The 26,867-nt window shown below is 69.0% G+C and carries 26 protein-coding genes and 1 tRNA gene; 18 read left to right on the top strand and 9 right to left on the bottom strand.

Annotated features, from left to right (window positions below; translation table 11 throughout):
• Window positions 1–41 precede the first annotated feature (41 nt).
• From N803_RS14885 to N803_RS14860, 5 genes are all read left to right on the top strand, one after another.
• On the top strand, window positions 42–839 hold the full coding sequence (locus N803_RS14885) for an SDR family NAD(P)-dependent oxidoreductase (protein ID WP_169743105.1): 798 nt from the start codon (window positions 42–44) through the stop codon (window positions 837–839).
• A gap of 86 nt (window positions 840–925) precedes the next feature.
• Complete coding sequence (locus N803_RS14880) at window positions 926–1,633, top strand: succinate dehydrogenase cytochrome b subunit (protein ID WP_035906762.1); 708 nt, start codon at window positions 926–928, stop codon at window positions 1,631–1,633.
• Window positions 1,634–1,648: 15 nt separating this feature from the next.
• The gene (locus N803_RS14875; protein WP_035906759.1) at window positions 1,649–3,706 is read left to right on the top strand and encodes a fumarate reductase/succinate dehydrogenase flavoprotein subunit; all 2,058 of its coding nucleotides are present in this window, start codon (window positions 1,649–1,651) and stop codon (window positions 3,704–3,706) included.
• Window positions 3,707–3,714: 8 nt separating this feature from the next.
• Entirely contained in the window at window positions 3,715–4,458 is a 744-nt protein-coding gene (locus N803_RS14870) for a succinate dehydrogenase/fumarate reductase iron-sulfur subunit (protein WP_035906834.1), read from the top strand.
• Window positions 4,459–5,014: 556 nt separating this feature from the next.
• Complete coding sequence (locus N803_RS14860; RefSeq protein ID WP_052112341.1) at window positions 5,015–5,650, top strand: hypothetical protein; 636 nt, start codon at window positions 5,015–5,017, stop codon at window positions 5,648–5,650.
• 97 nt (window positions 5,651–5,747) lie between these two features.
• On the opposite strand, the gene N803_RS14855 is transcribed toward N803_RS14860, so the two are convergent.
• The 3 genes from N803_RS14855 to N803_RS14845 form a co-directional block, all read right to left on the bottom strand.
• Window positions 5,748–6,521 (bottom strand): CPBP family intramembrane glutamic endopeptidase, encoded by a 774-nt coding sequence (locus tag N803_RS14855; protein ID WP_035906752.1) that lies wholly within the window; start codon window positions 6,519–6,521, stop codon window positions 5,748–5,750.
• 48 nt (window positions 6,522–6,569) lie between these two features.
• Window positions 6,570–7,187: a DUF4126 domain-containing protein gene (locus tag N803_RS14850; protein ID WP_035906749.1), complete on the bottom strand. Its 618-nt coding sequence runs from the start codon at window positions 7,185–7,187 to the stop codon at window positions 6,570–6,572.
• Between the two features lie 101 nt (window positions 7,188–7,288).
• Window positions 7,289–7,642: a YciI family protein gene (locus N803_RS14845; RefSeq protein WP_035906747.1), complete on the bottom strand. Its 354-nt coding sequence runs from the start codon at window positions 7,640–7,642 to the stop codon at window positions 7,289–7,291.
• A 266-nt stretch (window positions 7,643–7,908) separates the two neighbouring features.
• Between N803_RS14845 and metG the strand changes: the two genes are divergently transcribed.
• The 3 genes from metG (at window position 7,909) to N803_RS19055 (ending at window position 12,023) form a co-directional block, all read left to right on the top strand.
• Window positions 7,909–9,714, top strand: coding sequence for a methionine--tRNA ligase (gene metG / locus N803_RS14840; protein ID WP_035906745.1), 1,806 nt, complete (start codon window positions 7,909–7,911; stop codon window positions 9,712–9,714).
• Window positions 9,711–10,568 (top strand): TatD family hydrolase, encoded by an 858-nt coding sequence (locus tag N803_RS14835; protein ID WP_052112340.1) that lies wholly within the window; start codon window positions 9,711–9,713, stop codon window positions 10,566–10,568. The genes metG and N803_RS14835 overlap by 4 nt, the downstream gene beginning before the upstream one ends.
• Before the next feature lie 339 nt (window positions 10,569–10,907).
• The gene (locus N803_RS19055) at window positions 10,908–12,023 is read left to right on the top strand and encodes a resuscitation-promoting factor (protein ID WP_084764582.1); all 1,116 of its coding nucleotides are present in this window, start codon (window positions 10,908–10,910) and stop codon (window positions 12,021–12,023) included.
• Window positions 12,024–12,121: 98 nt separating this feature from the next.
• On the opposite strand, the gene N803_RS14825 is transcribed toward N803_RS19055, so the two are convergent.
• Window positions 12,122–12,922, bottom strand: coding sequence for a TetR/AcrR family transcriptional regulator (locus N803_RS14825; protein ID WP_035906742.1), 801 nt, complete (start codon window positions 12,920–12,922; stop codon window positions 12,122–12,124).
• 99 nt (window positions 12,923–13,021) lie between these two features.
• On the opposite strand from N803_RS14825, the gene N803_RS14820 reads away from it, so the two are divergent.
• The 3 genes from N803_RS14820 (at window position 13,022) to rsmA (ending at window position 15,673) form a co-directional block, all read left to right on the top strand.
• Window positions 13,022–13,951 carry an ATP-binding cassette domain-containing protein gene (locus N803_RS14820; RefSeq protein WP_245617309.1) on the top strand — a complete coding sequence of 310 codons (930 nt, stop codon included), beginning with the start codon at window positions 13,022–13,024 and terminating at the stop codon, window positions 13,949–13,951.
• Window positions 13,948–14,721 (top strand): ABC transporter permease, encoded by a 774-nt coding sequence (locus N803_RS14815; RefSeq protein WP_035906741.1) that lies wholly within the window; start codon window positions 13,948–13,950, stop codon window positions 14,719–14,721. Before N803_RS14820 ends, N803_RS14815 begins: the two co-directional genes overlap by 4 nt.
• A 91-nt stretch (window positions 14,722–14,812) precedes the next feature.
• Window positions 14,813–15,673 (top strand): 16S rRNA (adenine(1518)-N(6)/adenine(1519)-N(6))-dimethyltransferase RsmA, encoded by an 861-nt coding sequence (gene rsmA / locus N803_RS14810; protein ID WP_035906738.1) that lies wholly within the window; start codon window positions 14,813–14,815, stop codon window positions 15,671–15,673.
• A 135-nt stretch (window positions 15,674–15,808) separates the two neighbouring features.
• On the opposite strand, the gene N803_RS14805 is transcribed toward rsmA, so the two are convergent.
• Window positions 15,809–16,819 carry an NAD-dependent epimerase/dehydratase family protein gene (locus N803_RS14805; RefSeq protein WP_035906736.1) on the bottom strand — a complete coding sequence of 337 codons (1,011 nt, stop codon included), beginning with the start codon at window positions 16,817–16,819 and terminating at the stop codon, window positions 15,809–15,811.
• A gap of 95 nt (window positions 16,820–16,914) precedes the next feature.
• On the opposite strand from N803_RS14805, the gene N803_RS14800 reads away from it, so the two are divergent.
• Together N803_RS14800 and N803_RS14795 are read left to right on the top strand one after the other, a co-directional pair.
• Window positions 16,915–17,847 carry a 4-(cytidine 5'-diphospho)-2-C-methyl-D-erythritol kinase gene (locus N803_RS14800; protein WP_035906734.1) on the top strand — a complete coding sequence of 311 codons (933 nt, stop codon included), beginning with the start codon at window positions 16,915–16,917 and terminating at the stop codon, window positions 17,845–17,847.
• Window positions 17,847–19,673 (top strand): ABC-F family ATP-binding cassette domain-containing protein, encoded by a 1,827-nt coding sequence (locus tag N803_RS14795; protein ID WP_035906732.1) that lies wholly within the window; start codon window positions 17,847–17,849, stop codon window positions 19,671–19,673. The genes N803_RS14800 and N803_RS14795 overlap by 1 nt, the downstream gene beginning before the upstream one ends.
• Before the next feature lie 47 nt (window positions 19,674–19,720).
• Here N803_RS14795 and N803_RS14790 read toward each other — a convergent pair whose 3' ends face one another.
• Window positions 19,721–20,221 carry a MarR family winged helix-turn-helix transcriptional regulator gene (locus N803_RS14790; RefSeq protein WP_035906730.1) on the bottom strand — a complete coding sequence of 167 codons (501 nt, stop codon included), beginning with the start codon at window positions 20,219–20,221 and terminating at the stop codon, window positions 19,721–19,723.
• 104 nt (window positions 20,222–20,325) lie between these two features.
• Here N803_RS14790 and N803_RS14785 point away from each other — a divergent pair, with 104 nt between their 5' ends.
• The gene (locus N803_RS14785; protein WP_035906728.1) at window positions 20,326–21,135 is read left to right on the top strand and encodes a methyltransferase domain-containing protein; all 810 of its coding nucleotides are present in this window, start codon (window positions 20,326–20,328) and stop codon (window positions 21,133–21,135) included.
• Window positions 21,135–21,521: a VOC family protein gene (locus N803_RS14780; RefSeq protein WP_035906726.1), complete on the top strand. Its 387-nt coding sequence runs from the start codon at window positions 21,135–21,137 to the stop codon at window positions 21,519–21,521. The genes N803_RS14785 and N803_RS14780 overlap by 1 nt, the downstream gene beginning before the upstream one ends.
• A gap of 96 nt (window positions 21,522–21,617) precedes the next feature.
• On the opposite strand, the gene N803_RS14775 is transcribed toward N803_RS14780, so the two are convergent.
• Window positions 21,618–22,214: a TetR/AcrR family transcriptional regulator gene (locus N803_RS14775; protein WP_035906724.1), complete on the bottom strand. Its 597-nt coding sequence runs from the start codon at window positions 22,212–22,214 to the stop codon at window positions 21,618–21,620.
• Window positions 22,215–22,373: 159 nt separating this feature from the next.
• On the opposite strand from N803_RS14775, the gene N803_RS14770 reads away from it, so the two are divergent.
• Window positions 22,374–22,452: transfer RNA gene (locus N803_RS14770), tRNA-Gln, on the top strand.
• Between the two features lie 14 nt (window positions 22,453–22,466).
• Here the strand turns inward: N803_RS14770 and N803_RS14765 are convergent.
• On the bottom strand, window positions 22,467–22,802 hold the full coding sequence (locus tag N803_RS14765; protein WP_156969805.1) for a hypothetical protein: 336 nt from the start codon (window positions 22,800–22,802) through the stop codon (window positions 22,467–22,469).
• A gap of 199 nt (window positions 22,803–23,001) precedes the next feature.
• Complete coding sequence (locus tag N803_RS14760) at window positions 23,002–23,880, bottom strand: LysR family transcriptional regulator (protein ID WP_035906827.1); 879 nt, start codon at window positions 23,878–23,880, stop codon at window positions 23,002–23,004.
• Between the two features lie 82 nt (window positions 23,881–23,962).
• Here N803_RS14760 and N803_RS14755 point away from each other — a divergent pair, with 82 nt between their 5' ends.
• Together N803_RS14755 and glmU are read left to right on the top strand one after the other, a co-directional pair.
• A complete protein-coding gene (locus tag N803_RS14755; RefSeq protein ID WP_245617308.1) occupies window positions 23,963–25,258 on the top strand; it encodes an MFS transporter in 1,296 nt (431 codons plus the stop codon).
• A 111-nt stretch (window positions 25,259–25,369) separates the two neighbouring features.
• The gene (glmU, locus tag N803_RS14750; RefSeq protein ID WP_035906720.1) at window positions 25,370–26,866 is read left to right on the top strand and encodes a bifunctional UDP-N-acetylglucosamine diphosphorylase/glucosamine-1-phosphate N-acetyltransferase GlmU; all 1,497 of its coding nucleotides are present in this window, start codon (window positions 25,370–25,372) and stop codon (window positions 26,864–26,866) included.
• Window position 26,867 lies beyond the last annotated feature (1 nt).

Raw genomic sequence — 26,867 nt, 5'->3', positions numbered from 1 at the left:
TTGATAATGTTCAAGGCATGAATAGTGCATAGGTGACTGGCGTGACTTCGGGGCTGGGCCGAGAGGTGGCCCTTGATCTGGCTCGACGGGGCTGGCAACTGTTTCTGCCCGTCCGAGGGCCCGGCCGGGTCGTCGACCTCGTGGGCGAAGTGCGTCGCCTGGGCGCTCCCCAGCCGATCGTGTGGGACTGCGACCTCTCCGACCACGCCCAGGTGGCCGAGGTCTGCCGCGAGGCGGCTCAGGGTGGGCCGATCGGGCTCATCATCAACAACGCAGCCGTTGGGGGCGGCGTCGACCCGATGCTCCGCGAGACGAATGCTGCGGGGCTCGAGCTGCGGATGGCCGTCAACGCCGTGACTCCGCATCTCGTCGCGACGGCTCTGGCGCCGGCGCTCGCGGACGGTGGTCGCATCGTGCAGGTCGGCAGCATGGGGCAGGCGCCCATTGACCTCGACGACCTGGAGTTCACGCAGGGCTACGACGGGATCCAGGCCTACCTGCGGAGCAAGACGGCGCTCGTCATGTCCCACGATCGAGCTCGGCGCTCGCGGCGTGCCGGTCAACGTCGTTCACCCTTCGCACCAGATGCGCACCCGGATGGTGCGGGAGAGTGGGCTCACGAGTTCATCAACCCTCGACGACGGAGTTCTGCCCGTGCTGAGGGTTGCCCTCGACTCCGCACTCGCGGGTCTGCGCGGGGCCTACTTCAACCGGTTCGAGCTGGAAGAGCCACACGCGCAGGCTCGCGACCCTCGGGCGCGAGCCTGCGTCGTGGACTGGATGGAGGACCAGGTGGGGCAACGCGGGAGACGGGCGGACGGCATACACCGTCGTGGTGACTACGGATGAGTAACGGGCATATCTCACACATGACTTAGGCCTGCCTCAGCACGTGTCACCCCATGGCGCGCGGTACCTTTCGGTCATGCCCACGACGACGCTCTCCCCGCGCGGAACGACCGCACGGAGCACGACGATCGCGCTGAAGCTGCTCATGGCAGTGACCGGCCTGGTCTTCGTCGGATATCTGCTCCTGCACATGTACGGAAACCTCAAGGCACTCGCGGGGGAGGAGGCGTTCAACACCTATGCCGAGCACCTGCGAACCTTCGGTGAGCCGATGCTCCCGTACGGCGGTCTGCTCTGGATCGTGCGCATCGTCCTGATCCTGTCGATCATCGGACACGCGTATGCCGCGTTCCGGCTCTGGAGTCGCGCCGGCGCTGCGCGCCGCACGCGCTACGACGCGGTCAAGACCGCCGCGACCTCGAAGTGGATGCGCTGGGGCGGGGTCTTCCTCCTCGTCTTCATCGTCTGGCACCTCCTGCACTTCACGATCGTCAAGATCTCGCCCAACCCCGACAAGCAGGGCATCGACATCACGGCGAACCCCTACCAGCTCGTCGTCGCGAGCTTCCAGGTGTGGTGGATGGTCCTCATCTACGTCGCCGCGATGATCGCCCTGTTCATGCACCTCAAGCACGGTGTCTACAGCGCCCAGCAGACCCTCGGCTGGACCATGACCCCCAAGGCGCACGGACGCGCGAAGACGATCGCGACCGCCACTGCGGCGCTCATCGTCGTCGGCTTCCTCATCCCGCCGCTGTCCATCGCATTCGGCCTGATCCCCTGAAGGTGTCGCTGACTCATGACTGACAACACCACGAACCCCACTGGCTCGAGCGCTGACTCGGCCGCCGGCAGCTTCTACGGCGGCATGTACACCGAGGGCACCAAGGTCGCCGACCACAAGGCGCCGGACGGCCCCATCGACAAGAAGTGGACCCGCCGCAAGTTCGAGGCCGCCCTGGTCAACCCTGCGAACCGACGCAAGATGTCGGTCATCATCGTCGGCACCGGTCTCGCCGGTGGCGCTGCTGCCGCGACCCTCGGTGAAGCCGGCTACCACGTGAAGTCCTTCTGCTTCCAGGACTCCCCGCGTCGCGCGCACTCCATCGCCGCGCAGGGTGGCATCAACGCCGCCAAGAACTACAAGGAGGACGGCGACTCCATCCAGCGCCTCTTCTACGACACGGTCAAGGGTGGCGACTACCGCTCCCGCGAGACCAACGTCTACCGCCTCGCCGAGGTCAGCGCGAACATCATCGACCAGTGCGTCGCGCAGGGTGTCCCGTTCGCCCGTGAGTACGGCGGCCTCCTCGACAACCGCTCCTTCGGTGGTGTCCAGGTGTCCCGCACGTTCTACGCACGTGGTCAGACGGGCCAGCAGCTCCTGATCGGTGCCTACCAGGCGCTGGAGCGTCAGGTCGCGGCCGGCACGGTCGAGCAGTTCACGCGTCACGAGATGCTCGAGGTCATCGTCGATGGTGAGGGCGAGGAGCGTCGCGCTCGCGGCATCATCGTCCGCGACCTCGTCACCGGTGAGATCGAGACCCACCTCGCCGACGCGGTCGTCCTCGCCTCCGGTGGTTACGGCAACGTCTTCTTCCTCTCCACCAACGCGATGGGCTCCAACGTCACGGCGACGTGGCGCGCGCACCGCAAGGGCGCCTACATGGCCAACCCCTGCTACACGCAGATCCACCCGACCTGCATTCCGGTCTCGGGCGAGCACCAGTCGAAGCTGACGCTCATGTCGGAGTCGCTGCGCAACGACGGTCGCATCTGGGTGCCGAAGAACCGCGAGGACTGCGACAAGGACCCGCGCCAGATCAAGGAAGAGGACCGCGACTACTACCTGGAGCGGATCTACCCGGCGTTCGGCAACCTCGTGCCCCGCGACATCGCGTCGCGCCAGGCCAAGAACGTCTGCGACGAGGGCCGCGGTGTCGGCCCGGTCGTCGGTGACTTCCGCCGCGGCGTCTACCTCGACTTCGCCGACGCCATCAAGCGTCTGGGTCGCGCGGCCGTCGAGGAGAAGTACGGCAACCTCTTCGACATGTACGCCCGGATCACGGGTGAGAACCCGTACGAAACGCCGATGCGCATCTACCCGGCCGTGCACTACGTCATGGGTGGCCTCTGGGTCGACTACGACCTCCAGTCCTCGATCCCGGGCCTCTTCGTCACGGGCGAGGCGAACTTCTCCGACCACGGCGCCAACCGTCTCGGCGCGTCCGCCCTCATGCAGGGCCTGGCCGACGGCTACTTCGTCCTCCCCAACACGATCCGCGACTACCTCGCCAAGGTGCCGCCGAGCACGCTCAAGGAGGACAGCCCGGCTGTCGTCGAGGCGCGCAAGGCCGTCGAGGAGCGCACCGAGCGCTTCCTGGCGATCAACGGTGAGCGCAGCGTCGACAGCTTCCACCGCGAGCTCGGCAACATTATGTGGGAGTACTGCGGCATGGAGCGGAGCGAGGAGGGCCTGCTCAAGGCCATCGACCTCATCCGCGGTCTGCGCGAGGAGTTCTGGCGCAACGTGCGAGTCCTCGGCTCCGCGGACACCCTCAACCAGTCCCTCGAGAAGGCCGGCCGCGTCGCGGACTTCCTCGAGCTGGGCGAGCTCATGTGCATCGACGCCCTCCACCGCCGTGAGTCCTGCGGTGGTCACTTCCGGGCGGAGAGCCAGACCGAGGACGGCGAGGCGCTGCGTCACGACGACGAGTTCGCCTACGTCGCCGCCTGGGAGTTCACGCCGCCATCGGGTGAGCAGGAGGGGGTGGGCGCCGGAATGGGCACCCCGGTCCTCCACAAGGAAGACCTCGTCTACGAATTCATCGAGCTGAAGCAGCGGAGCTACAAGTGAGCGGCAACATGAACCTGACCCTCAAGATCTGGCGTCAGTCCGGACCCCAGGACAAGGGCCAGTTCGTCACGTACCGCGTGTCGGACATCAGCCCCGACATGTCCTTCCTCGAGATGCTCGACGTCCTCAACGAGGAGCTCAACGCCAAGGGCGAGGAGCCGATCGCGTTCGACAGTGACTGTCGCGAGGGCATCTGCGGCATGTGTGGCCTGATGATCTCCGGCCACGCACACGGCCCCGAGAAGACGACGACGTGCCAGCTGCACATGCGTTCGTTCAAGGACGGCGAGACGATCACCGTCGAGCCGTGGCGTGCCGAGGCGTTCCCGATCGTGCGCGACCTCGTGGTCGACCGGGGCGCGTTCGACCGCATCATCCAGTCGGGTGGCTTCATCTCGGCCAACACGGGTTCGGCTCCCGACGCCCACGCGGCGCCGGTGCCCAAGACCGCCGCCGACCGCGCCTTCATGGCGGCCGAGTGCATCGGCTGTGGCGCGTGTGTCGCGGCCTGCCCCAACGCCAGCGGCATGCTCTTCATGGGCGCCAAGATCACCCACCTCGGTGAGCTGCCCCAGGGTCAACCGGAGCGCGACGCCCGCGTCGTCTCGATGGTCAACCAGCACGACCACGAGGGCTTCGGCGGCTGCACCAACATCGGTGAGTGCTCGCAGGCCTGCCCCAAGGGCATCCCGCAGGACGTCATCAGCCAGCTCAACAAGGACCTGCGCACGGCCCTCAAGCACGGTCGCTGAACCGGTCCCGCAACGCCGAGCACCCGGCATACCGAAAATTCTTCGGTATGCCGGGTGCTCGCCTTTTAGGCGTGGCATCCGCCTTCGCTCTGCGTCAGTCGGGGGTGGGGTGGTGGGTCGGGGGTCGCGCGACCCCCGACACGCCACACAACCCCCGACTGACGGACGGGTCCCCGGTCGCTGTGGAAAACCCAGCGGTCGGTTTGCCAGTTCCTGTCAGGCTCGGCGCATGCTCGGACCAGAACGACACACGCCATTCGACCCGGTGATCCTCCACACCACTGGCGATCTGCGAGCTCGCGGGACGCAACCGTCGCGGGGTCTGTTTCACCATGTGCGGCCCGGCGTCTGGATGGCCGAGTCGGCGCAGCGTGAGCTGGAGCCCGTCGACCGGCACGCGGCCCTCGTCCATGCCACGGCCAAGGCGCATCGCCATGGGGACTGCCTCATCTTCGTGGCCGCTTCGGCAGCCGCGGTCCACGGCTTCCCACGCATTACGTCGTAGCCAGCGACTGTGCGCCACCTCGTGACTCGACGAGGGGTGAGTGGGTCGCACGTGCTCCGGCCGCTCTTGGGCCAGCCCGCGGAGGCGGTCCTGGTCAACGGAGTTCAGGTCACGAGCCCCGCGCGCACGGTGGTCGACCTCGGTCGCTACGAGTCCCTGCAGGATGCGGTCGCGGCGGCGGACTACTGCCTGCGCCACCACCTGTGCACGCGGGCCGATCTTGCCGACGAGCTGGCGCTGGTCCCGGCCGGCGCGCCAGGACGAGCGCGAGCCCGCACGGCCGTTGAACTTGCAGACGGACTGAGCATGTCGCCGGGGGAGAGCTTCTCCCGGGTACAGATGTTCCGTCTCAACCTGCCCCGACCCCGGCTTCAGGTCGCCTTCCACGACGACGCAGGGCACATCGGCGATGCTGACTTCTGGTGGGAGGGCGTCATCGGCGAGTTCGACGGACGGTCGAAGTACAACATCCCTTCCGGTGCCATGCAGTCGGAAGCCGGTCGTGTCCTGTGGGCCGAGAAGCAGCGTGAGGACCGGTTGCGTCGGCTCGCGGAGGTCGCGCGATGGGTGTGGTCCGACCTCACCCAGCCCAAGCGGTTGCTCACGATCCTCGGCGAGAAGGGCATCGTCCCGGAGCGGCGCTCAACGTGGATCGACTTGCGTGGTGGTCAGTCGGGGGTCGCGTGACGGGTCGGGGGTCGCAGGACCCCCGATCCGTCACACAATCCCCGACCGACGGCCACAGGTGATGACCCGTCGGCACGCTCCCCGGCAGTGGGACGACTCAGAGCCAGCTGAGGTGGTCCTTGAGCAGGGAGTAGCCAACGAAAGCGACGATGTCGAGCACGGTGTGAGCCACGACGAGGATCCCGACGCGCTTCGTGCGGGTGTAGATCCAGCCGAACAGCAGCCCCATGATGGCGTTGCCGACGAAGCCACCGAACCCCTGATACAGGTGGTACGAACCGCGAATCAGCGCTGAGGACACCATGACTCGCGTCGTCGACCATCCAGCCTGCGACCACCGGGTGAAGAGGTAGCCGACCATGACGACCTCCTCGAGGATGGCGTTCTGCGCGGCGGCCAGCACCAACACCGGCACCGTCCACCATGCCCCGCCGAGGTTCGCCGCCGCGATGGTGGTGTTGAGATCGAGAGCCCGCGCGACGGCATACAGGCCCAGCCCGGGGATGCCGACGAGAGCCGCGAGACCGAGTCCGCGCACGAGGTCTCGAGCCGGCTGCGTCCAGTCCCAGCCGATCGCGAACCGTGCCCGCACATCCCCGCGCGCGAGGAGGTGCAGCGCGAGCACCACTGGTACGAGGGCCAATCCGATGCCCACGAGTTGATAGGCCAGGTCCAGCCAGGGACGGTCCGGCGTGACCGACGAGTTCATCGCCGTCGTCTGCTTGCTCAGCGACACCTCGGCCGTGAGCTTGCGGATGAGCGACAGCGCACTCCAGATCGCCGACGCCCCGAGCGACACCCCGAGGACCAGAGCCGTCTCGAGCAGCAGATCGCGGCGGGTCAGGGCTCGCTGCTCGACCGTGGCGTCCATGGGCGGGAGCCTATGCAGCGAACGTGGACGTCCGCTGGGAGTCACCCCTCAGGCGCGCGGGTATGCCGGGTCGGGACCCTGACGTTCGAGTCGCCGTTTGCGCCACTTGCGGACCTTGAGCCACATCCACACGAGGATCCACGCGAGGGCGATGAGCGCGAAGATCACGAGGATCGGGATGAAGATCGCCACAAGTGAGAGTCCGAGCGAGGCGCCGTCCTCCGCGGTCGAGACGACGGGTGCGCCGGCGCCGAGAGTGCCGGCGTTGATAGCCGGTCGGGCCGCCATCTTGCCGGAGTGGACGAGGCCTGAGACGAGGATGCCGAGGACGACCCCCACCCACGGGTTGTCCGCCATCCACGTCGACTTGTCGAGGTCCTCGGCGGCCGTCGTGGCGGCAAAGATCAGGCCGCCCATGCTCGGACGGATGAACGTCTGGATCGCGTCGTTGACGGTGTCCACGGCGGGGATCTTGTCGAGGACGAGCTCGGTGAGCAGGAGGATGGCGCCGACGCCGATGGCCCAGGGCGACTCGATCCAGTCGAAGCTCGCCGGCAGGGTGATGACGTCGGTGAACCGTGCGATGAGCGCGACGATCATGAACGGGATGTAGGCGTTGAGCCCCGCTGCGGCGGACAGCCCCATGCCGGTGAGTGCGGCGATCATCTGTGACCTCCTGGGTGGCGGGCGCATCGTTCGCGCCGTCTCAGGACATGTCTACTCGATCGCGGCCCGATGCATTCCCTTCACGACCGGACGACTCGGGCTCAGGCGTCGGGGCGGGACGAGATGCGGCGCAGTTCCTGCGGCCAGCCGCAGCCCTCGGCGATGCGGCCGGCCCAGTACTTCGCCGTCTCCTCGTCGGGCACGTCGATGACGGTGAAGCCGCCCAGGACCTCTGTCGTCTCGGTGAACGGGCCGTCGGTGACGGTGATCGTGCCGCTCGTGGCATCAGCGGAGTGCACCGGACCGTTCTCCTCGAGACCGCCAGCGAACACGTGGACGCCGGCCTTCTCCATCTCGTGGATGACCGCCATCGAGGGCTCCACCCGCCCGAGGAACCACTCCTCCGAGTGGTCGCCGACCCACTGCTGGTTGAAGTAGATGAGGTACTGGGCCATGGCTGCTCCTGTGCTCGATCGGCGAACCCGGTGCTCGCCCTCACCTCAGTGACGCGCGACCCGACCCGGATTCGACACCAGCATTCCCGAAACTTCGTCGCCGAGTGGGCGACACGATTCGGGCAGGTGGGCGGACGGCATACCCAATCCGGTTCGCGAACCGCAACGTTGTTCGATAGCCGGATCGATCCGGTCATCGAGTCACGCCAAGGTTCGCGAACCGGATCGTGCAGAACCCGGTTGCGGGCGCCGCCTAGGATTCACGCGTGACGAAAATCCTCAGCGCTGTCGCCTGGCCGTACGCCAACGGGCCGCGCCACCTCGGCCATGTCGCCGGGTTCGGCGTGCCCTCGGACGTCTTCTCCCGCTACATGCGGATGGCCGGCCACGACGTCCTCATGGTGAGCGGCAGTGACGAGCACGGCACGCCGATCCTCGTCCTCGCCGACAAGGAGGGCGTGACGCCGCAGGAGTTCGTCGACCGCAACCACGCGATCATCGCGAACGAGCTCGCGGACCTCGGCTGCTCCTACGACCTCTACACGCGCACGACGACGGCCAACCACGAGCACGTCGTCCAGGAGATGTTCAGCCGCTGCCTCGACAACGGCTACTTCGTCGTGCAGCAGCAGCTCGTCGCGCTCGAGCCGAGCACGGGTCGCACCCTGCCCGACCGCTACATCGAGGGCACCTGCCCGATCTGTGGCTATGAGGAGGCGCGCGGCGACCAGTGCGACAACTGCGGCAACCAGCTCGAGCCGAGCGACCTCAAGAACCCGCGCAGCAAGGTCACGGGGGCGACGCCGGAGTTCACCGAGACCGACCACTACTTCCTCGACCTGCCGGCGCTGGCCGACTCGTTGCGGGAGTGGCTCGACGGCCGTGAGGCGAGCGGCACATGGCGTCCGAACGTCATCAAGTTCAGCCTCAACATCCTCGACGAGATCCGTCCGCGCGCGATGACTCGCGACATCGACTGGGGCATCCCGCTGCCCGGCGATCTCGCGACGCGCTACCCTGGCAAGCGCCTCTATGTCTGGTTCGACGCCGTCATCGGCTATCTCTCGGCGTCGATCGAGTGGGCCCGCCGCCTCGGCGACGACGAGCGGTGGCGCGACTGGTGGAACGCCGAGGACGCCCAGTCGTACTACTTCATGGGCAAGGACAACATCACCTTCCACTCGCAGATCTGGCCTGCAGAACTTCTTGCGTATGCCGGCCGCGGCGCCAAGGGTGGCGAACCGGGCACCTTCGGTGCCCTCAACCTTCCGACCGAGGTCGTCTCGAGCGAGTACCTCACGATGGAGGGCAAGCAGTTCTCGACGTCGCGCGGCTACGTCATCCACATCCGCGACGTCCTCGAGCGCTACGGGCCCGACCCGATCCGCTACTTCATCTGCGCCGCCGGTCCGGAGAACCAGGACAGCAACTTCACCTGGGCCGAGTTCGTGCAGCGCAACAACTCCGAGCTCGTCGCCGGCTGGGGCAACCTCGTCAACCGCACGGGCGCGATGATCGCCAAGAACTTCGGTGAGATCCCGCAGCCGGGCGCTCTCGAGCCCGTCGACGAGGCGGTCCGCGCGGCGACGCTCGCCGCGTTCGACACCGTCGGCGACCTCCTCGCCAAGCAGCGGGTCAAGGCCGCGATCAACGAGGCGATGAAGGCCGTCGGCGACGTCAACAAGTACGTCTCCGACACGGAGCCGTTCAAACTCAAGGGCGACGACCAGCGCGAACGCCTGGCGACGGTGCTGCACACGCTCATCCAGTGCGTCAGTGACCTCAACACGATCCTCGCGCCGTTCCTGCCGCACGCCTCGAACCGGGTGCACGCCTTCATCGGTGGTGAGGGCGAGTTCATGCCCATGCCCGTGGTGCGTGACGTCCAGGGCCTCGACGACGCCGACCGCGACCGCACCTATCCGGTCATCACGGGCGAGTACACCGCGACGCCGCGATGGGAGTCCCGCCCGGTGACCGTGGGCGCGCCCATCGCCAAGCCCACCGGTGTCTTCGCCAAGCTCGACGAGTCCGTCGTGGCCGAGGAGCTCGACCGGTTGCAGCAGTCGTGACCCACTCCAACAGCGGTTCGTCGTCGCGTGCGGTGGTCCCGGACCTGCCGGACGCGTTGCCGATTGCCGTCGTGGACAACCACACGCACCTCGACATCGAGCGCGAGGGGCACCCTGTCGACGTCGCCGACGCCCTGGCCAAGGCCCGGGCGGTCGGCGTCGACCGGGTGGTCCAGATCGGCTGTGACCTTCCGGGCGCGCGCCAGACCGTGGAGATGATCGACACGTATGCCGCGATGCTGGGTGGTGTGGCCCTGCACCCCAACGAGGTGCCCGGGTTGGCCGAGAGCGGAAGTCTCGTGGCGGCATACGCCGAGATCGAAACTCTCGCGGCACATCCGCGAGTCCGGGTCGTTGGCGAGACCGGTCTCGACTACTACCGAACCGGCCCGGAGGGGCGCGACGTTCAGCACGAGAGCTTCCGCTGGCACATCGATCTGGCCAAGCGCCTCGGCAAGGCGCTGCAGATCCACGACCGTGACGCGCACGACGACGTGCTGCGGATCCTCGAGGAGGAGGGTGCGCCGAATTCGACTGTGCTGCACTGCTTTTCGGGTGATCTGCAGATGGCGCAGACGTGTGCCGAGCGGGGTTACTACCTCTCCTTCGCCGGCACCGTGACCTTCAAGAACGCTCACGGTTTGCGCGACGCGCTCTCGGTGACGCCGCTCGACCGCCTCCTCGTCGAGACCGACGCGCCGTACCTCACTCCGCACCCACACCGGGGTGCGATCAACGCCCCGCACCTCATCCCGCTCACGGTCCGGGCCATGGCCGCGACCCTCGGTGTCGCCGTCCCCACGCTGTGCCAGGCGCTGTCGGAGAACTCGGAGCGGGTCTACGGCCCCTGGTGACACGCCCCAGGTCCCACGTTTCGCCACACCCGTCACACCGGCCACATCTCCGACAGGCGTGGGCCATGTCACCGTTATCAAAATTTGACCTTTGCCGACGATTTCGTCATGGTGGATGAGTTGGCCGGAGCTGGGCTCCGGGCGAAGACAGGGGCGAGGACGCCGGATTTCATTCCGCGCGCACCTCGCTCTCCTGTTGTCGGGACCTTCCCCTGAGGCTCCCGCGGTCCACCCCTGACGGACCGTCGCCCGCCCCGGTGTCCGGAGAGTTCGATCATCGGAGCACTCTTGATTTCTCGTCCTAAGCGTCTTGCTGCCCAAGGTGCTGCTGCACTGACGGTGGCCGCCGGTTCGTTCGGCGTGGCCCACCTCGACAAGGCTGTCGCACTCAACGTCGACGGCCATTCCCAGTCGCTGCACGTCTTCGGTTCGACCGTGGGCGACGCCCTCGCCAAGAAGGGCATCAAGGTCGGTGAACACGACCAGGTCATCCCGTCGGTCGGTTCCCCGCTCGAGGACGGCGACACGATCACCGTGCGCTACGGTCGCAAACTCACCGTCACGATCGACGGTGTCAAGCAGGAGTACTGGACGACGGCCACGACCGTCGACGCCGCGCTCCGCGACCTCAACATCCGTGCGGGCAGCGACGCCAAGCTCTCGGCCTCCCGCTCGCAGGCGCTCGGCCGTGAGGGCCTCAGCCTGACGGTGACCACGCCGAAGCCGTTCAGCGTCGCCGTGGACAAGCGGAAGCTCTCGCTCACGAGCAACGCCACCACGATCGGTGCCGCTCTCAAGGAGGCGGGCGTCACGTTCGACGGCGACGACCGCATCACGCCGGCCGCCAACGCGCCCCTGACCCGTGGCCTCGCCATCACGCTCCAGCGCGTCTCCCAGCAGCGACTGACCACGACGCAGGCGATCGACCACGCGACGACCACCAAGAAGGACGCGTCGCTCTACGAGGGCACCCGCAAGGTCCTCACCGAGGGCAAGGACGGTGTCCGCACCTTCCAGGTCCTGCGCACCCTCGTCGACGGCAAGCCCGCCGGCGACCAGATCCTGAGCCGCCAGATCACGAGCGCGCCGGTCACGGCGATCGTCGCGGTCGGGACCAAGGCCAAGCCGGCCACGAGCACGTCGTCGAGCACGTCGTCGAGCACCTCGACCGGCACGCGCGACGCCGGCAACACCTCCGGCGCGGGCATCAACCTCGCCAACGCTGCGATGTGGGACCGGATCGCTCAGTGTGAGTCCAGTGGCAACTGGTCGATCAACACCGGCAACGGCTACTACGGCGGTCTCCAGTTCGACATCCGCACCTGGCTGGGTGCCGGCGGTGGCGACTTCGCCTCCCGCGCCGACCTCGCGTCGCGCGCCGAGCAGATCACGGTCGCGAACCGCGTCTACGCCGACCGCGGTCTCCAGCCGTGGGGTTGCGCGCACGCCGCCTGATCCACCTGACATCGCGCGCGAGCGCGACACCGCCTGACACCTGCTGAGCAAGGTCAGGCACCCGACTGAGGCCGGGCCCCGTATGAGAGGGCCCGGCCTCAGCCGTGCTTGCTCGCGGTGGTGCCCTTCGGTGCGCGGTGCCGACGGGCGGCCAGGCCCTCGATGAGCAGGTCGAGCCCGAAGTCGTACTCGCTCTCGACCCCGGGCAGGTCGTCGTCGACCGGACCACCGACGTAGCCCCCGGAGAGGAAGAGGGGGGCCGCGTAGGGCAACCGCTCGGGCGTGATGACCGATCCGAGCTCCTGCATGGCCTCGGGACCGAAGGCGAGGTCGTCCTGCCCCGCCAGGTCGCGCTCGAGGGCCGCGAAGGCTGACACGTAGGAGCTCACAACGAGGATGAGCGAGAGATTCTCGTGGTCGCTCAGGCCCAGTCCGGAGATCGCGTGCAGCCCTTGGTCCACGAGCAGTACCGAGGCCGGCATGAGAACGGACGTGGGGCCGCGGGTGACGTCGAGCAGCCAGGGGTGTGCGGCATACATCGTCCGCAGTGAATCGGTCCACGCCCGCAGGGCGACGCGCCAGTCCTCGTCGGGTCCACCTGAGGGTGCAGCGGAGGGCACAGCCGGCTCGGGCACGAGAGATTCGGCACCGAGCATGAGCATGAGCAGCTCGTCCTTGTTGGCGACGTAGCGGTAGAGCGACATCGTCGTGAACCCGAGCGCCTCGGCGAGTCGTTGCATCGTCACCGCGGCGAGGCCGTGCTCGTCGGCGATCTCGATCGCCTTGGCGACGATCGTCTCGTGGCTCATGCCGCGGCGGGGACCGCTCTGCGGCTGCGCGTGGGTGCCCCACGCGATCGCCACGACCCGCGGCAGGCCGCTGTCCGTCACCTCGCCCATGTGCATTCCATGAAGGCACTGTATGCCGCCCGCTTGCCAACTGTGTACGCCGCACTCTGTGTATGTCATACTCTGTTTATGCCATACACAAACGCACCGGTGATCGAGGTGACCGGACTGGGCAAGTCGTACGACGGCACGCCAGTCCTCTCCGGCCTCGACCTGTCGCTCACGTCGGGGGTCCATGCCCTCCTCGGTCCCAACGGGGCCGGCAAGACCACGCTCGTCAACATCCTCACGACCCTCGTCCCGCACGACGCCGGCTCGGTGCGTGTGCTGGGGCTCGAGACACGCACCGACGCCGCCCGCATCCGCGAGCGGATCAGCGTGACCGGACAGTTCGCCGCCGTCGACGACGTCCTCACCGGAGCCGAGAACCTCGTCATGATGGGCCGGCTCCTCGGGCTGTCCGTCCGTGACGCCAGGTCGCGTGCGGCTGTCCTGCTCGAACGCTTCGACCTCGACAGTGCCGCCTCACGTCGCGTCGTGGGCTACTCCGGCGGCATGCGTCGGCGACTCGATCTTGCGGTCAGCCTGATCCAGACGCCCGAGATCCTGTTCCTCGACGAGCCCACGACCGGGCTCGATGCGCGCAGCCGCCTCGTGCTGTGGCAGCAGATCCGCGAACTCGCCGAGGGTGGCACCTCGGTGTTCCTCACGACCCAGTACCTCGAGGAAGCCGACGAACTCGCCGATCAGGTCGTCGTCCTCGACGGCGGACGCATCGTGGCCCAGGGCAGCTCGGCGCAGCTCAAGGCGCGGGTCGGTGGGGACGTCCTCCAGGTGCGGGGCGCCCACGGCCAACTGCTGAGGGAACTGCCGACCGACGGCTCCGCTGCAGGAGTGGCTGCGGCCGCAGCCGCGGTGGCGGCCACCGAGCCGACCCTCCGCGTCGAACTGCATCGTCCGACACTCGACGACGCGTTCCTCGCGCTGACCGGGCACCGGGCCGTGCCGCCGGACGACTCGGACACGGGTCAGGACGTCAATGATCAGAGCGAGTTCGTTGGGTCGGGGGTGGCGTCATGAGCGCCGCACCGGGAGTCGGGGTGGTCACGGCCTCGCGGATCTTCATCGGCCGCGCCACCCGTCACAGCCTGCGCGACGTCGAGTCACTCCTGATGGCGGTCATCCTGCCTGTGATGCTGATGGTCGTCTTCGTCTATGTCTTCGGCGGTGCCATCTCACCGACAGGGGAGTACCTCGACTACGTCGTCCCCGGGATCATCCTGATCTGTTCGGGCTTCGGTGCCGCGTCCACGGCGGTCGGAGTCAGCCGGGACCTCACGACGGGCACGATCAACAGGCTGCGCACGATGCCCGTCCCGAGCGCCACGGTGCTCGTCGGGCACACGATCGCGAGTCTCGCCCGCAACCTGTTCGCCACGGTCGTCGTCGTGCTCGTGGCGGTCGCGATCGGCTTCCGACCGGACGCCGGCCCCCTCCAGTGGGTTGGAGTCGCGGGACTCATCGCGCTCTACATCCTTGCCATCACGTCGATCTTCGCCATGCTGGGACTCCTCGCGAAGTCGCCCGAGGCGGCCAACGGCTACGGGTTCATCCTGCTCTTCCTGCCCTATGCCTCGAGCGCCTTCGTCCCCGTCGAGACCATGCCGACCTGGCTGCGCGGGTTCGCGGAGCACCAGCCGAGCACCCCGGTCATCGAGGCGACGCGCTCGATGCTGGCAGGAGGGGGCCCGGGCAGCCAGGGTCTCGTCGCCGTGGTGTGGTGCGTCGGAGTCATCGCCGTCGCGATCGCCCTCACGGCGTGGTTCTTCCCGCGCCGCGTCGCTCGCTGACCCACCAGACGCACGACGCGCACCACGTGCGGACCCAGCCACTCGGCCCGAGAGTTCAGCTCTCGAGCCGAGTGGTCATAGGGTGGCGGCCATGTCGACGTCAGGGCTCCTCGGAGCCGCCCAGATCCGCGAACTCGCGGCCCGCTTCGGCATTCGCCCCACCAAGACGTGGGGCCAGAACTTCGTCATCGACGCCAACACGGTGCAGCGCATCGTCCGCGTGGCCGGTGTCGGTGAGGACGACGTCGTCGTCGAGGTCGGACCGGGGCTCGGCTCCCTGACCCTCGCGCTGCTGCCCGTCGCGAAGCACGTCACGGTCGTCGAGGTCGACCCCGTCCTCGCCGGTGCCCTGCCCGAGACGGTGCAGACCGTCGCGCCTGATGTTGCCGACCGCCTCACCGTCGTGCACGCCGACGCGCTACGCGTCGAGGAGCTCCCGGGCGATGCACCGACGGCGCTCGTCGCGAACCTGCCCTACAACGTGTCGGTGCCGGTCGTCCTCAACTTCCTCGAGCGCTTCCCGACGATCGAACGCATCCTCGTCATGGTTCAGCTCGAGGTCGCCGAGCGTCTGGCGGCAAAGCCGGGATCCAAGATCTATGGGGTCCCGAGCGTCAAGGCCGCCTGGTATGCCGACGTTGCTCTCGCCGGCAACGTGGGCCGCTCGGTCTTCTGGCCGGTGCCCAACGTCGACTCCGGCCTCGTCTCACTCACCCGCCGCGAGCCTCCCGTGACGGGCGCGAGCCGCGAAGAGGTCTTCGCCTGCGTCGACGCCGCGTTTGCGCAGCGCCGCAAGACGCTCCGGGCCGCCCTGGCCTCGTGGGCGGGGTCGGCGCAGGCTGCGGAGGAGGCCCTCGTCGCCGCCGGTATCGACCCGCGCACGCGCGGTGAGCAGCTCGACGTCCACCAGTTCGCCGCCATCGCGAGCGCCCACCGTGCCCGGGCGCGCTGACGCACCAGCCGGCGAATCTGCACAATCCGGTTCGCGAACCGTCCCGTCACTCGATGACCGGATCGATCCGGTTCTCGAGCGACCGCATGGTTCGCGAACCGGAATGTGCAGCGCGCGAGAAATCCGCGCGACCGGTCAGGAGCCGAGGAGGTCGAGGAGACGTCGTTCGGTGTCGTCGGTGAGACCGCACCGTCGCGGATCGGTCGCCTCTCGAGCTTCCTCGTATGCCGCTGCGTCCCGGAACGTCTCCGTCACCGGTCTGGTGGTCAGTCCGGCAGCGCGGGCGGCGGCCCCGGTGTGGGCGCCGAAACCGCGCCACTCGGGGTCGGCGATCCACAGCGGCAGGCTGTCCTCACCCATCCACTCCTGCACGCCCTGTTCGAGGAGCCAGGCCGGCGATGCCGCCACCACGGGGCCGTCGTGGCCCGCCACCTCGCGAGCAGCGGAGATCAGGCCACCCAGAGTGTCTGGCTGGCCCACGGCATCGAACACTCCAGCCGTCCGGGCCTCGGTGCAGCGCACGAGCCAGGCAGCGAGGTCGCGGACGTCGATGATCGACATCGGCAACTCGGGATCGTCCGGCACGAGCACCGGACCGTCCGGTCCGCCGGCCGGGTGCGCGAATCGCCACGGCCACCAGCCCGAGCGGCCGCTCGCATCACCCGGCCCACCGATGAGGCCGGCCCGCGCGATGAGTGCCCGATCGGTCCCGAACGCCTCGAGGACCGCTGCCTCGCACGCCACCTTGGCTTCGCCATACGTGGACATGTCCTCCATGACCTCTCCTTCGAGAGGCGGCAACAGAGGCACGGATTCGTCGGTCGCGAGACCGGCGTGGACGGCATACACGTTGCCGGTCGACACGAAGACGAGGTGCCTCGCGAGCGGTTCGAGGGCGGCCATGGCCCGGCGCACCTGGCCCGGCTGACGGGAGACGTCGACAACTGCGTCCCACTGGTCCTCCGGTCCGGTCACGGCGGCGAGGCCATCCGCGAGGTCGCGGTCGCCACGAACCCAGCGCACCCCGTCGGGCGCGTCCCCGGACACGCCGCGAGCCAGGCAGGTCACGTCATGCCCGCGCGCCACCGCCTCCGCTGCCACCGCACGTCCGAGCATGGCCGTCCCACCGAGCACGAGAAGTCGCATGCCGACAGTCCACCCCGGAGCAACGGCGGGGCGCGAGCGTGTTCGCTCAGAGCGTGGATGTCGGCGGGGTGCCGACCCATGACTAGGGTGGCGACATGACCTCGGCCCACACGGACCCCTCGCCCGTCACGGTGCGCGTGCCCGCCAAGGTCAACCTCGAACTCCTCGTGGGCCCGCTGCGCGACGACGGCTTCCACTCGTTGTCCACGGTCTATCAGGCCGTCAACCTCACCGACGACGTCACGGTGGCCCTTGACGACGACTGGTCGTGCACGGTGACGGGTCCCTGTGCCGACGTCGTCCCCACCGACGCGTCCAATCTCGCGCTGCGTGCGGCCCGGCTGCTCGCCGACGAGTCCGGGGTCGACACGCCCGTCCACGTGAGCATTGCGAAGTCCATCCCGGTGGCCGGCGGCATGGCCGGCGGATCGGCCGATGCCGCGGCTGCACTCGTGGCCTGCGACCGACTCTGGGGACTCGGTCTGACGACCGAAGAACTGGAGGAGTATGCCGCTGAGCTGGGTTCCGATGTTCCCTTCCTCGTGCGCGGTGGCACCGCCGTCGGGTCGGGTCGGGGGGAGCGGCTCGCCCCGGTGCTGGCGCGGGGGAGCTATCACTGGGTCTTCGCGATCAGCGACACGGGTCTGTCCACCCCCGAGGTCTATGGGGAGTGTGACCGGCTGCGCGGCTCCGCGGACATCCCCGAGCCGACACCCAACTCCGAACTCATGAGTGCCCTCCGCACGGGTGACCCGCACATCCTCGCGCCGCAGCTGACCAACGACCTCCAGGAGGCGGCGATCTCGCTGCGCCCCGAACTCGGTGAGGTGCTGCGCAGCGGGATGGAGTTCGGTGCGCTCGGAGGCATCGTGTCCGGGTCGGGGCCCACTGTCGCCTTCCTCGTCGAGGACGTCGAGTCGGCCATCGACCTCACAGTCGCCCTGACCGCGACCGGCACGGCGCGCGAGGTCCGCAAGGCGATCGGCCCTGTCCACGGCGCACACGTCATCCCGGCCCGGGTCGACTAGTGGCCGTCCTCATCTCGGTCGAGCGCGCTGCCCTCGCGCTCGGCACCGCCCAGGTGCTCGATGGCGTCTCGCTCGGTGTCTCCGGCGGCGACCGCATCGGCATCGTCGGCCGCAACGGTGGCGGCAAGACCACTCTCCTGCGCGTCATCGCGGGGGAGCGGGGCGTCGACTCGGGGCGCGTGGCCCGGCTCGGCGGTGCCACGGTCAGCGTCCTCACCCAGGACGACACGCTCGACCCCGGGGCCACGGTGCGCGAGGTCGTCCTCGGCGACCGCGCCGAACACGTCTGGGCCGGCGACGCGCGCATCCGCGACGTCCTCACCGGCCTGCTCGGCGGCATCGACGCTCCTGCGATGGGCGGGCTCGATGCGACCGTGGCGGGCAAGTCCGGTGGCGAACGCCGCCGCCTGGCGCTCGCCCAGCTGCTCGTCGACGACCCCGACGTGCTCCTCCTCGACGAGCCGACGAACCACCTCGACGTCGAAGGCGTCGCCTGGCTCGCCGATCACCTGGTGCGACACCGCTCCCGACCGGACAACGCGCTCGTCGCCATCACCCACGACCGCTGGTTCCTCGACGCCGTGGCCACCAGGACGTGGGAGGTCGTCGACGGTGAGGTCAACGGCTTCGACGGCGGCTACGCGGCCTACGTGCTCGCCAAGGCCGAGCGCGAGCGGATGGCACGCGTCACCGCCGAGCGTCGCAACAACCTGCTCCGCAAGGAGCTGGCGTGGCTGCGTCGAGGCGCGCCTGCCCGGACGTCGAAGCCGAAGTTCCGCATCGAGGCCGCGAACGCGCTCATCGAGGACGTGCCGCCGCCGCGCAACGACGTCGAACTCATGGCGTTCGCGACGAGCCGGCTCGGCAAGGACGTCATCGACCTCCACGACGCGTCCGTCGTTGTCGGGGGTCGCACCCTCCTCGACCGGGTCACGTGGCACCTCGCGCCCGGTGCCCGCATCGGCATCGTCGGTGTCAACGGCTCCGGCAAGTCGACGCTCCTCCGAGCCCTCGCCGGTGAGGTCCCGCTGGCGTCGGGCAAGCGCAAGGAAGGCGTGACTGTCCGCATCGGCCACCTCACCCAGGACGTGCGCGAACTCGACCGCCTCAGCGACAGCCGCGTCATCGACGCCGTCGAGGAGGTTCGCAAGGTCACGATGCTCGGCGGCAAGGAGGTCACGGCCTCCACGCTCGCCAAGCGGCTCGGCTTCCCCGGGCCACGGCAGCAGACGCGGGTGCGCGACCTCTCCGGTGGGGAGCGCCGACGCCTCCAGGTGCTGCGCATCCTCATGGACGAGCCCAACGTCCTCCTGCTCGACGAGCCGACCAACGACCTCGACATCGAGACGCTCACGGCGCTCGAGGACGTCCTCGACAGCTGGGCCGGAACGCTCCTCGTCGTCTCGCACGACCGCTACCTGCTCGAGCGCATCGCCGACGAGCAGGTCGCGTTGCTCGGTGACGGTCGGGTGCGGCAGCTGCCCGGTGGCGTCGACGAGTACCTCCGGTTGCGTGCCACGATCACCCCCACGTATGCCGTCCCGTCGCCTTCCGCAGACTCGGAAGCCGTTGTCGCACAACCGGTTTCGAGCACACCTTCGGCCAGCCCGGCCGAGCAGCGTGAGGCGCGCAAGGTCATGGCCCGGGTCGAGAAGCAGCTCTCGAAGCTGGCTCAGCGCGAGGAACGCATCCACGCCTCGATGGCTGAGCAGGCCGCCGATCACGCGGCCGTGCTCGAGCTCAACGCCGAGCTGCGCGAGATCGTCGACGAGCGCGAAGGCCTCGAACTCGAGTGGCTCGAAGCCGCGGACGTCATCGAGAGCTGAGCACCCGGCATACCCAATGCCGTTGTGCTGATTGGCCGTTCGGCGACTCAGTCCTGGACGCGCTCGAAGGGGGCGAGCAGGACGCGAAGGTGACCGGCCAGACTCCCGCGCTGGCCCGTGGGCAACTCGGCGAGGAGTTCGCGCTCGTGCGCGAGGAGGTCGTCGAGGGCGGCATCGACAGTGCGCATGCCCTCGGGGGTGAGCCGGACGATGACGCCACGACGGTCCCGCGGGTCGGGCTGGCGCTCGACGAAACCGCGCTGCAGCAGCCGGTCGACGCGATTGGTCATCGTCCCGCTCGTCACGAGGGTCTCGGCGACGAGTTGTCCGGGGGAGAGCTCGTAGGGGGCACCGGCGCGACGCAGTGCGGAGAGGACGTCGAACTCCCAACCGTCCAGACCGTGCTCGGCGAAGGCGCTCCCGCGGGCGAGGTCGAGGCGGCGTGCGAGGCGTGAGATGCGGCTGAGGATCTCAAGGGGTGTCACGTCGAGTTCGGGACGCTCACGCCGCCAGGCTGAGACGATACGGTCAACGTCATCCTCGGGCATGAGGGCGACTGTACTCCCGTCAAGTATCTTGACATCAAGATATCCGCGGGACAGAGTAGGGAACGAGCGGCCGGACGGCCCTCGCGACCGCAGGAGGAGCAACGATGCGCACACAGCCGAGCTGGGACCCCACGGCCTACTCGAGGTTCAGCGACCAGCGGAGTCGCCCCTTCGCCGACCTCGTCGCCCAGGTCCGCGCCGACGACCCGAAGCTCGTCGTCGACCTCGGTTGCGGACACGGCCCCGCGACGCTCGCCCTCGCCGAACTCTGGCCCAACGCGCGCATCGTCGGCGTCGACGAGTCCGAGTCCATGCTCGAGGCGGCGCGTGCCCTCGACGCCGAGGGGCGCGCCGAGTGGGTCCAGGCCGACCTCAAGGACTGGGACCCGGCTTCGCTCGCGGACGCTCCCGACGTCATCGTCACCAACTCGACGCTCCAGTGGGTGCCGGGGCACCTCAACCTCCTCCCGGCGTGGGTCGACGCGCTCGCGCCCGGCGGCTGGCTCGCGATCCAGGTGCCCAACAACTTCGACGCACCGAGCCACGCCCTGATGCGCGACACGGCGGCGACGCATGCACGCGCCAACGAACTGCTCGCCGCGCTCGACCTGCCGGCCGTCGGTGAGCCGAAGACCTATCTGACCTTCCTCAGTCGCATGGGCATGGAGGTCGATGCGTGGGAGACCGTCTATTCGCACATCCTCGACCCCGCAGGCGAGTCCGAGAACCCGGTCCTCGACTGGGTCAGTGCGACAGGCCTGCGTCCCGTCCTCGACATCCTTCCCGAGGGTGAGGAGCGCGAGGCCTTCATCGAGCCGTATGCCGCGGCGCTCCTCGAGGCCTATCCGCGCAGCGAGGTCGGCACGCTCTTCCCGTTCCGGCGGGTATTCGCCGTCGCCCACAAGGGGCAGTGATGGCAGTCCTCGGCATCCACCACGTCCAGATCGCCTGTCCCGCAGGGTCGGAGGACCTGCTGCGGCACTTCTACGGCGTCATCTGTGGCATGCCCGAGATCCCCAAGCCGCCGGCGCTCGCCGCACGCGGTGGCGTGTGGTTCGCCGCGGGTGACCAGGAGCTGCACTGCGGCGTCGAGGAAGGCTTCGCTCCGGCGCTCAAGGCGCACCCGTGCCTGGCCGTCGACGACATCACCGACGTGGCCGCGGCCGTGGCCGGAGCCGGGGGAGAGGTGCGGTGGAACAACGAGATCTCGGGCGTGCAGCGCTTCCACACCGATGACCCCGCGGGCAACCGGGTCGAGTTCCAGCAGGTGTCCCGCCACAAGATCGACTTCATCGTCTGATCTGGCGGAAGCGGCTCGGGAGCCGGGTCCCCTCTCGCGAGCCGCATCAATGCGGCTCGCGACAGCCGACCGGGCTCGGGAGCCGGGTTGTCCAGGTCAGGCGTGGGTGATCGTCGGCTTCGCCTCGAGGCCGGTCAGGCCGTTCCACGCCAGATTGACGAGCGCCGCCGCGACGTCGCGCTTCTTGGCCTTCGGGTTCTCGAGCCACCACTGACCCGTGAGGGCCACCATGCCGACCAGCATCTGCGCATACATCGGCGCCTGCTTCGGGTCGAGTTCGCGGTTCGTGAACTGGGCTGCCAGCAAGTGCTCGACCTGGGACGCCACGTCCGACATGAGCGAGGCGAAGTTGCCCGTCTGCTGTCCCGGAGGCGAATCGCGCACGAGGATCCGGAAGCCGTCGGTCGAGCTCTCGATGTAGTCGAGGAGTGCCATCGCCGCCTGCTCGAGCAGCGCACGCGATCCGCCGTCGGAGGTCAACGCCCCGGTGATCGACCCGAGAAGTGACTGGATCTCGCGATCGACCACGACGGCATACAGGCCTTCCTTGCCGCCGAAGTGCTCGTAGACCACCGGCTTGGACACGTTCGCCGCGCTCGCGATCTCCTCGACCGTGGTCGCCTCGTATCCTCGCCGCGCGAAGAGCTGTCGGCCAATGCCGATGAGCTGCTCGCGCCGTTGCGCCCCCGTCATCCGCCCCCGGGGTGTGCGCGCCTTGGTCACCGTCTGCTCTCGACTCACCTGCGCCATTCTGCCCTGCTCATCGGTCGGCACCGATGGCACCATGCGTGCGGTGGCGCTGGGGTCAACTACCCTGTGCGTCGTATGCCGTGAGCTCGTCTCGCGCATCGTTCCCCGGTTGGTCTGCCGGCAGGGCCCGCCTGACTTTGAATCAGGATTAGCGACGTAGGTTCGACTCCTACCCGGGGAGCTTCTTGAGCAGGGTCAGAGGTGGGGCCAGAGCTGGGGCCAGGCGGTGACCATCGCGCTCTTCGCGCGGGTTGCGAGCTCCATCGAGGAGATCTCGTCGAGGCTCCACCACAGGCTCGTGCCGGTGGGCGCCGGCTTCCACGTGCGCTCGGCGCTGCACCGGTAGGTGATGTCGAGGAAGTGGTCGCCGACCTCGAAGGCGTTCTCGACGTTGAGGACGTGGGGCATCGCAGGAGCAGCGCCGGTGTTCTGCACGAGCCGCCGAGCCACTCGACCGGGATCGTCTCCGGTGGTGAGGTAGGCCCAGGGGAGGGTCCACGTCAGGGACTTTGGCCGTCGGTCGAGCAGCATGCGGTGCCCGTCGTCGATGGCAACAACGTGTACTCGGATGCGCGGCCGCGCAGCGTTCATTCTTCCAGGGCTCCTCGCCGTTCACAGCGATCACCGTCGAGCGCTGCAGTCCCCTTGCAGAGGCCTACGTTAGGCCACCCTTCTGTGGGGTCGTCAACCGCCTGTGTCCCGGCATGACGGCCTCCCGGAGGGTGAGGATTTATCCCCGAGCGGGGCCTCTCGCACCCACGAAATCGACAAATCGGGCTGCCGGAGGGGCCAGTTCGCGGTCGGTGCGCCAGGTGAGCCCGATCGTCCGTCGAGCCGATCGCGTCGTGAGCGGGATGCCGATCGTGCCGTTGTGTCCGACGAACTGCTCGGGCAGGACCGCGACTCCCAGCCCGGCGGCCACGAGTCCCTCGATCGTCGCGAGGTCGGCGCTCTCGAAGGAGACCCTCGGACTCACCCCGGCCGCCGCCATCAGGTCGTCGACGAGGCCGCGGTAGCCGAACCCGCGGGGCGTCGTCACGAGCTCCTCGTCGGCGAGGGACTCCAGGGAGATGCGCCGCCGCGACCGCCAGCGGTGCGTCGACGGCACGACGAGCACGAGCCGCTCCTCCTGCATCGGCAGCCACCCGAACCGGCCCTTCGGGAGCCACGACGTGATGGCGAGTTCGACGGCGCCGGACTCGAGGTCGCGGACGAGGTCGTGGTGCGGCTCCTGGGTGAGGAGCACCCGAACGGCGGGCGCGGCGGCGTGGAACTCGCGCAGCACCCGTGGCACGAGTGAGGTCGACATCGAGTCGAGGAACGCGAGTCGGACGGTGCCGCTGTCGGGGTCCAGCCGATCCGCGAGCGTGCGCGTCAGTTGGTCGTGCCGCGCGACGATGTCGCGGGCGGCGTCGAGGGCGACCTCCCCGTCCGGAGTGAGGACGATCCCGCTCGACACGCGCTCGAAGAGTCGGGTCCCCAGTTCGCGCTCCATCCGCGCCAGGGCGCGAGAGAGGGCGGGCTGGCTCACCTCGAGTGACTCGGCCGTCCCCGTGACGTGGCCGTGCTCGGCCAGGGCGACGAGCCAGTGGAGGTCGCGCAGATCCATGTCACCATCATGCGCCTCACGCATGGCAAAGCACCATGGACAACATTGGACGCATGGGCTGTCGGCACGTCAACCTCGATGGGTGACCACGACCCAGGACCGCGCGGTGCGTCCATCGCACGCCGTTCAGCCGCCCGCACCGGCGCCGCTGGAAGGCCGTACCATCGGCCTGGTTGGATACCGTCCGGGCTCCGCCGGTCATCGCCGCATCACCCTCTCGCTCTTCGCCGCCGGCATCGCCACCTTTGCCCTCATCTACAGCACTCAGGCACTCCTCCCCGAGCTCGCGGCCGGGTTCGGCGTCTCGAGCGCGGACAGCACGCTCAGCCTCTCGGTCACGACGGCCGCCCTCGCCGTGGCGCTGCTCGTCGCCGGACCGCTCTCCGACCGCATCGGCCGCACCCGCCTCATCCGCGCGAGCCTCGCCGTCTCGGTCGTCCTCGCGGCAGCGGCGGCGTTCGCGCCGACGTGGTCGACCTTCCTCGGTCTGCGACTCGCGATGGGCGTGACGATCGCCGGCCTCCCTGCGGTCGCCACGGCATACCTCCGCGAAGAACTGGAGCACGACGCGCAGGCGGGCGCGGTCGGTCTCTACATCGGTGGCAACGCCATCGGCGGAATGGTCGGGCGTCTCGCGACCGGCCCCGTCGCCGAACTCTGGGGCTGGCGGTGGGCTCTCGTGGCCGTCGCCGGGCTAGGGCTCGTGTGCACCGCGATCGTTCTCGTGGGGCTCCCGCCGTCGCGTCACTTCGTGGCCCGCTCCGCCGGGGTGCGCCCGATGCTCTCGATGGCTCGTCGCGCCGTGGGCGACCCCGTCCTCCTGGCGCTCTATGCGGTCGGGTTGCTCGGCTGTGGCGCCTTCGTCGCCGTCTTCAACGCCATCGGCTTCCGGCTCACGACGGCTCCATTCGGGCTTGGCCTCGGCGCTGCCAGCCTCGTGTTCCTCGTCTACGCCTGCGGCACGCTCGGGTCTGCCGTCGGTGGACGCCTCGCCGACCGTTTCGGCCGGCGGGCCGTCGCACCGCTCGGTGCCCTGCTCGCACTCGCCGGTCTGCTCCTCACCCTTCCCGACGCGCTGCCCGCCATCGTCGCGGGCATGGCCGTCATGACTGCCGGCTTCTTCGTCGTCCACGGCGTCGCCAGCGGCTGGGTTCCGGTCCGTGCCCACGCCGGAGGCGTCGCCAGCGCGCAGGCGGCCTCGCTCTATCTCTTCGCCTATTACGTCGGCTCGTCCGTCCTCGGGACGGCCGGCGGACATGCCTTCGCGTATGCCGGGTGGTCCGGTGTCGTGGCCCTCTCTGGTCTGCTCTTCGCCGGGGCGGGACTGCTCACCCTCGTCATTCGGCGAACCCCGATACTCGACCGCCCGAAGGGGTGAAATCCCCGCGGGGGATGGGGTGAGGCGGACGAGAACGGGCGGGGACGGCATACCGGCATCTCGTCGGTAGAGTGGCGCGGTACGCCGCCACGAACCCCGGGAGTCCCACTCGTGACCACTGCTCGGCCCGCCGCTGTCATCGTCCTCGCCGCAGGCGAGGGCACCCGGATGAAATCAGCCACCCCCAAGGTGCTGCACCGGATCGGAGGCCGCAGCCTCGTGGGGCACGCCATCGCCGCCGCCCGCGCCACGAGCCCGCAGCACCTCGCCGTCGTCGTCCGCCACGAGCGTGACCTCGTCGCCGCCCACATCGCCGAGGTCGACGCGACGGCCGCGATCGCCGACCAGGACGAGGTCAAGGGCACCGGTCGCGCCACCGAGTGCGCGCTCGACATCCTGCCGGCCGACCTCACCGGCACGGTGCTCGTGACCTACGGTGACGTCCCGCTGCTCACGGGTGAGTCCCTCGTCGACCTCGTCGCCCGCCACGACGAGTCCGGCTCGGCCGCCACCGTCATCACCGCGCACCTGACGAACCCGCACGGTTACGGCCGCATCGTCCGCGACGCCGACGGGTCGGTCGCCGGCATCGTCGAGCAGAAGGACGCCACTGAGGAGCAGCGCGCGATCACCGAGATCAACTCGGGCATCTACGCCTTCGACGTCACGGTGCTGCGCGAGGCCCTGGCCCAGGTCGGCACGGACAACGCACAGGGCGAGAAGTACCTCACCGACGTGCTCGGCATCGCCCGCGACGCCGGCCGCCTCGTGAGCGCCCACGTCATCGAGGACCTGTGGCAGACCGAGGGCGTCAACGACCGCGTCCAGCTCGCCACCCTCGGCCGCGAGCTCAATAGGCGCAACAACGAGCGCTGGATGCGCGAGGGCGTGACCATCGTCGACCCTGCGACGACGTGGATCGACGCCGACGTCACCATCGGCCGCGACGCGACGATTCTCCCCAACACCCAGTTGCTCGGCGCGACGTCGATCGGTGCCGGCGCGGTCATCGGCCCCGACACGACCCTCACCGACACCGAGGTGGGTGAGGGTGCCGAGGTCAAGCGCACCGAGGCCAACCTCGCGAAGATCGGCCCCGAGGCGACCGTCGGCCCGTTCTCCTACCTCCGCCCCGGCACCACGCTCGGCGCCAAGGGCAAGATCGGCGGCTTCGTCGAGACGAAGAACGCGACGATCGGCGACGGCGCCAAGGTCCCGCACCTCACCTACGCCGGCGACGCCACGATCGGGGACGGCGCCAACATCGGCGCCGGCACGATCTTCGCCAACTACGACGGCGTCAACAAGCACCACACGACCATCGGCAAGCACTCGTTCGTCGGCTCCGACACGGTCCTCATCGCGCCCGTCGACGTCGCCGACGGGGCCTACGTGGCTGCCGGCTCTGCCCTCACCGGCGATGTCGAGCCGGGCCAGATCGCCGTGGCCCGCGGTCGCCAGAAGAACGTCGACGGCTGGGTCGCGCGGGCACGTGCCGGAACGAAGACCGACGCGGCAGCCCAGGCGGCCGCGGAGGCGGGCACCCGGCATACCGGAACTCCCGCAACGGAATCCACCGCGGACAGTGACGAGCAGGGAAAGGCCTGAC

Source organism: Knoellia subterranea KCTC 19937, assembly GCF_000768685.1.
In the GTDB taxonomy this organism is placed as follows: Bacteria; Actinomycetota; Actinomycetes; order Actinomycetales; family Dermatophilaceae; genus Knoellia; species Knoellia subterranea.
Note: the sequence above shows the minus strand (reverse complement) of the source record. Positions and strands in the feature narration are given on the sequence as shown.

Excerpts from the sequence above, each read along its gene's own strand:
- N803_RS14880 (WP_035906762.1), top strand. The coding sequence starts at position 926 with ATGCCCACGACGACGCTCTCCCCGCGCGGAACGACCGCACGGAGCACG.
- N803_RS14875 (WP_035906759.1), top strand. The coding sequence starts at position 1,649 with ATGACTGACAACACCACGAACCCCACTGGCTCGAGCGCTGACTCGGCC.
- N803_RS14870 (WP_035906834.1), top strand. The coding sequence starts at position 3,715 with ATGAACCTGACCCTCAAGATCTGGCGTCAGTCCGGACCCCAGGACAAG.
- N803_RS14855 (WP_035906752.1), bottom strand. The coding sequence starts at position 6,521 with ATGGACGCCACGGTCGAGCAGCGAGCCCTGACCCGCCGCGATCTGCTG.
- N803_RS14850 (WP_035906749.1), bottom strand. The coding sequence starts at position 7,187 with ATGATCGCCGCACTCACCGGCATGGGGCTGTCCGCCGCAGCGGGGCTC.
- N803_RS14845 (WP_035906747.1), bottom strand. The coding sequence starts at position 7,642 with ATGGCCCAGTACCTCATCTACTTCAACCAGCAGTGGGTCGGCGACCAC.
- N803_RS14825 (WP_035906742.1), bottom strand. The coding sequence starts at position 12,922 with ATGGGCGAGGTGACGGACAGCGGCCTGCCGCGGGTCGTGGCGATCGCG.
- N803_RS14815 (WP_035906741.1), top strand. The coding sequence starts at position 13,948 with ATGAGCGCCGCACCGGGAGTCGGGGTGGTCACGGCCTCGCGGATCTTC.
- rsmA (WP_035906738.1), top strand. The coding sequence starts at position 14,813 with ATGTCGACGTCAGGGCTCCTCGGAGCCGCCCAGATCCGCGAACTCGCG.
- N803_RS14805 (WP_035906736.1), bottom strand. The coding sequence starts at position 16,819 with ATGCGACTTCTCGTGCTCGGTGGGACGGCCATGCTCGGACGTGCGGTG.
- N803_RS14800 (WP_035906734.1), top strand. The coding sequence starts at position 16,915 with ATGACCTCGGCCCACACGGACCCCTCGCCCGTCACGGTGCGCGTGCCC.
- N803_RS14790 (WP_035906730.1), bottom strand. The coding sequence starts at position 20,221 with ATGCCCGAGGATGACGTTGACCGTATCGTCTCAGCCTGGCGGCGTGAG.
- N803_RS14785 (WP_035906728.1), top strand. The coding sequence starts at position 20,326 with ATGCGCACACAGCCGAGCTGGGACCCCACGGCCTACTCGAGGTTCAGC.
- N803_RS14780 (WP_035906726.1), top strand. The coding sequence starts at position 21,135 with ATGGCAGTCCTCGGCATCCACCACGTCCAGATCGCCTGTCCCGCAGGG.
- N803_RS14775 (WP_035906724.1), bottom strand. The coding sequence starts at position 22,214 with ATGACGGGGGCGCAACGGCGCGAGCAGCTCATCGGCATTGGCCGACAG.
- N803_RS14765 (WP_156969805.1), bottom strand. The coding sequence starts at position 22,802 with ATGCTGCTCGACCGACGGCCAAAGTCCCTGACGTGGACCCTCCCCTGG.
- N803_RS14760 (WP_035906827.1), bottom strand. The coding sequence starts at position 23,880 with ATGGATCTGCGCGACCTCCACTGGCTCGTCGCCCTGGCCGAGCACGGC.